Source organism: Paraburkholderia madseniana, from assembly GCF_009690905.1.
GTDB classification, from domain to species: domain Bacteria; phylum Pseudomonadota; class Gammaproteobacteria; order Burkholderiales; family Burkholderiaceae; genus Paraburkholderia; species Paraburkholderia madseniana.
Window position 1 is genome coordinate 1 of sequence record NZ_VOSW01000224.1, and the last position, 3,533, is coordinate 3,533.

The following is a 3,533-nucleotide window of genomic DNA, read 5'->3' on the forward strand; positions in this document are numbered from 1 at the left end:
TATTACCGACAGTAGATCGTTATGTAGAGTAGCGACGTCAAACGCATCGCGAGCGAGGCATCAGGTCTGAACTACTGCACATAAAGTTTCATGATGGGCTTCGGGCGGCCGTCGGGATCGCCTTTTTTGAGGAGTTCGATCATGGAGAAGTCAACCCATCAAGTTTCAAGCCTCCTGCCGTTGCAGCAGTTCGTTGCTGGTGCCGTGGGCGAACTGGAGAGGCTTCACTACAGCAGACGAACGCTCGCGCGCTATCGCGCAGTCTGGCGACATCTCATCGGGTTTTGTCACGAGATGAGCGTGGAAGATCGGTATTCACAGGAGCTGGCGGAACAGTTTTGCACTGCGTATCAGATGTATGAGGGTGAATGCCTGAACTCACGGCAGGGATGGCGACGGCATATCGTGTTTGCCCTCAAGGTGCTGGAGGACTTTGCGCGTGACGGGCACATTGAGCGTACCGTCACCGACATGCAGAAGATCCAGGTCCCGGCGCCCATGAGCACGACATTGCGCGACTATGAACTGTACTGTCGGGATCGACGTCATCTTCGCACAACGACCCTTCGCGAGCGGATGCGGGAGATCGCGATATTCGCGGATTTCCTTGGTTCAAGGAATATCACGTTTTTTGACCAGATGCAGCCGGCTGATCTCTGCGCATTTGTGACCTCGCAACATCGCCTGGCGGCCAAGTCCGTCTCGCGTATCGTTTCCGATGTGCGTGGCTTTCTGCGCTTTCTTCTGCTGCGAGGAATTCTGCAGCAAGATCTCAGCCATGTCTTGCCGGTGGTCCACGTTCCCCGCGATGCGACTATTCCATCGGTCTGGGACCCGAACCTCGTGATCAGGTTGCTCGAAGTCGTCGATAGAACCTCGCCCAAAGGCAAGCGCGATTACGCGATCCTTCTGCTTGCCTGTCGCCTCGGATTGCGAGCGGGCGATATTCGGACACTATCCATCGACGATCTGAAGTGGGAGACGGCCACGATTGAGATTAAGCAGTCGAAGACCCTTGCACCTCTTTGTTTGCCATTAACGGAGGAAGTTGGCGAAGCGCTGATTGACTATCTGAGGTCGGGCCGTCCTCAATCGGATCGTCGAGAAGTGTTCCTCACATTGAATGCGCCGTTCCAACCCTTCTGTGAGGCCGCTAACCTGCATTACATCGTCAAGCATTGGAAGACCCTCGCCGGGATTCACTTCCGGAGCCCACAACGCCATGGTTTGCACTCGCTACGCCACACACTCGCGACACGACTGCTTCATGAACAGACACCGTTTCAAGTCATCAGCGACATCCTCGGGCATGCGACGACGGCATCGACGTTGATCTACGCGAAGACCGACGTGGAAACCCTGCGCACAGCCGCGTTGAACACCGAGGAGATGCGCCATGTCGAGTAGCGGATTCAAGGGGCAGTTCCGAAGCGCTGTCGGCTCACTTATGGAGCAGTTCGTCCAGGAGAAACGGGCGTGTGGTTATCGATATGATGAGCCAGCTCGCTTGCTGGCATGCTTTGACCGCTTCCTCAGCGATGAAGCGCTATCGGAATGCGGGCTGCCGCGCGCGATCAGCCGCAAGTGGCTCGCCAAACGGCCCCACGAGAGTAAGGGCACCCACGATCATCGTATCTGCGCAGTTCGCCAATTCGCCCTGTTCATGTGTCGGCTTGGATATTCTGCGGATGTGCCGGATCGATCGCTGACGGCAAGGCGCTCTGACAGTTTCTCGCCACGCATTCTGACCCACGCCGAGATTCAGCGGCTGTTCCAGGCGGCTGACCAGCTGACACCGACCGCACGATCCCCTATGCGGCATCTCATCATGCCGGAAGTGCTCCGGCTCCTGTATGGCTGCGGCCTGAGGATTGGCGAGGTGCTGCACCTGCGGGTGGCCGACGTTGACCTTGTCCGGGGAGTCCTGACAGTGCGTGAGGGCAAATTTCGAAAGGACAGGCTCGTTCCCCCAGCCTTGCCCCTGGTACAGCGCCTTCGAACCTTCGCGCAAGTCATGGGCGATCGCCCGTCCGATGCCTACTTCTTCCCTTCGCCATCCGACGGCCCGTTGAGCCACCCGGCCGTCTACTGGCTGTACCGGGAGCTGCTGTTGCGCTGCGGGATCCCGCATGCCGGCAGAGGCAAGGGGCCGCGCTTACATGATCTTCGTCATGTTTTTGCCGTTCATACGTTGCTGCGATGGTGCCAGGAGGGAGCCGACCTCGATGCGAAGCTCCCGGTGCTGGCGACCTACATGGGCCATCGCTCCCTCGCCGGAACGCAGCGCTATCTGCATCTGATCGCCGAACTGTTTCCGGAGATCACGGCGCGCACCAGCGCCGCCTTCGGTGATGTCATCCCGCGGAGGAACGGATCATGAAACCGACGGATTTCTCCATGCTCGTGACCGGCTTCCTGACGCACCATCTGGCCGCACAGCGCAACCTGAGCCCCAACACGATCAAGGCCTATCGCGACGTCTTCACCCTGCTGCTGCGATTCTGTCGCGACGTGCGGGGAATCGCACTGGAGCGTCTGTCTCTGGCACAGATCGACGTACCCCTGGTCGAGGCATTCCTTGATCACCTGGCCAACGACCGGCGCGTTTCGATCAGCACACTGAATCATCGTCTCGCGGCGTTGCACGCGTTCTTCCGGTACGTACAGTCGGAAGTACCCGAGCGCCTGCTGCAGTGTCAGCAGGTCCTCGCGATTCCGTTGCGGCGACAGCCGCGCCCCAACGTCGGTTACCTCTCCAGGGAATACCTTGCGCAGCTTCTCGCGCAACCGGACCTGCGTACGGCTGAGGGGCGCCGGGATGCAGTGATGTTAAGCGTACTCTATGACACGGGTGCCCGGGTACAGGAGCTGATTGACCTGAACGCCGGGGACGTGCGCCTGGATCCTCCATCGCAGGTGCGGCTCATGGGAAAGGGTCGCAAGTTGCGCGCCGTGCCCCTGATGGACTCGACAGTCGAACTGCTGCGCCAGTATCGACGCGACAACAACCTCGATCGTCCTGAACACGCCGGCAAGCCACTCTTCCAGAACCGGCAAGGCACACGGTTATCGCGTTCGGGTGTACGTTATCTCCTGCAAAAGTATGTGATTCCTGTACGGCAAAGTCACCCCGACTTCACGCAGCGGGTGAGTCCTCACAGCCTGCGGCACACCAAGGGAATGCACCTGCTGCAAAGTGGCGTCCCGCTCGAGATCATCCGCGACTTCCTGGGTCACGCCGATGTGAAGACAACGGAGATCTATGCTCGCGCAAATCTTGAGATGAAGCGCAAGGCTCTCGAGAAAGCCACCGACGGTGCACCGCTTCCAAAGATCCCATCCTGGCAGCAGAACAAGACGCTGCTCGAATGGCTGCATTCGTTGTAGGACAGCGGAGGTTACGCATGTCGTTTGTTGGCTGCGGGCCTCCCCATCCTGTCCAACTTTTATGTAGAGTTCCTACGACCGGAAACCTTTGCTATCGCGAGCGGGATTCGAGACTGCACATAACAACTTTCGGCCGGTAATATTGC

Annotated in this window: 3 protein-coding genes; all 3 read left to right on the plus strand. The window is 58.8% G+C overall.

Going from position 1 to position 3,533, the window contains the following annotated elements; genetic code table 11:
- Positions 1–141 precede the first annotated feature (141 nt).
- Genes FSO04_RS45220 through FSO04_RS45230 form a run of 3 tightly spaced genes read left to right on the plus strand, consistent with a single transcriptional unit; the run spans position 142 to position 3,387 of the window.
- Complete coding sequence (locus tag FSO04_RS45220) at positions 142–1,407, plus strand: site-specific integrase (RefSeq protein WP_166618395.1); 1,266 nt, start codon at positions 142–144, stop codon at positions 1,405–1,407.
- Positions 1,397–2,380 (plus strand): tyrosine-type recombinase/integrase, encoded by a 984-nt coding sequence (locus FSO04_RS45225; protein WP_154567904.1) that lies wholly within the window; start codon positions 1,397–1,399, stop codon positions 2,378–2,380. Before FSO04_RS45220 ends, FSO04_RS45225 begins: the two co-directional genes overlap by 11 nt.
- Before the next feature lie 17 nt (positions 2,381–2,397).
- The gene (locus tag FSO04_RS45230; protein WP_233465461.1) at positions 2,398–3,387 is read left to right on the plus strand and encodes a site-specific integrase; all 990 of its coding nucleotides are present in this window, start codon (positions 2,398–2,400) and stop codon (positions 3,385–3,387) included.
- Positions 3,388–3,533 lie beyond the last annotated feature (146 nt).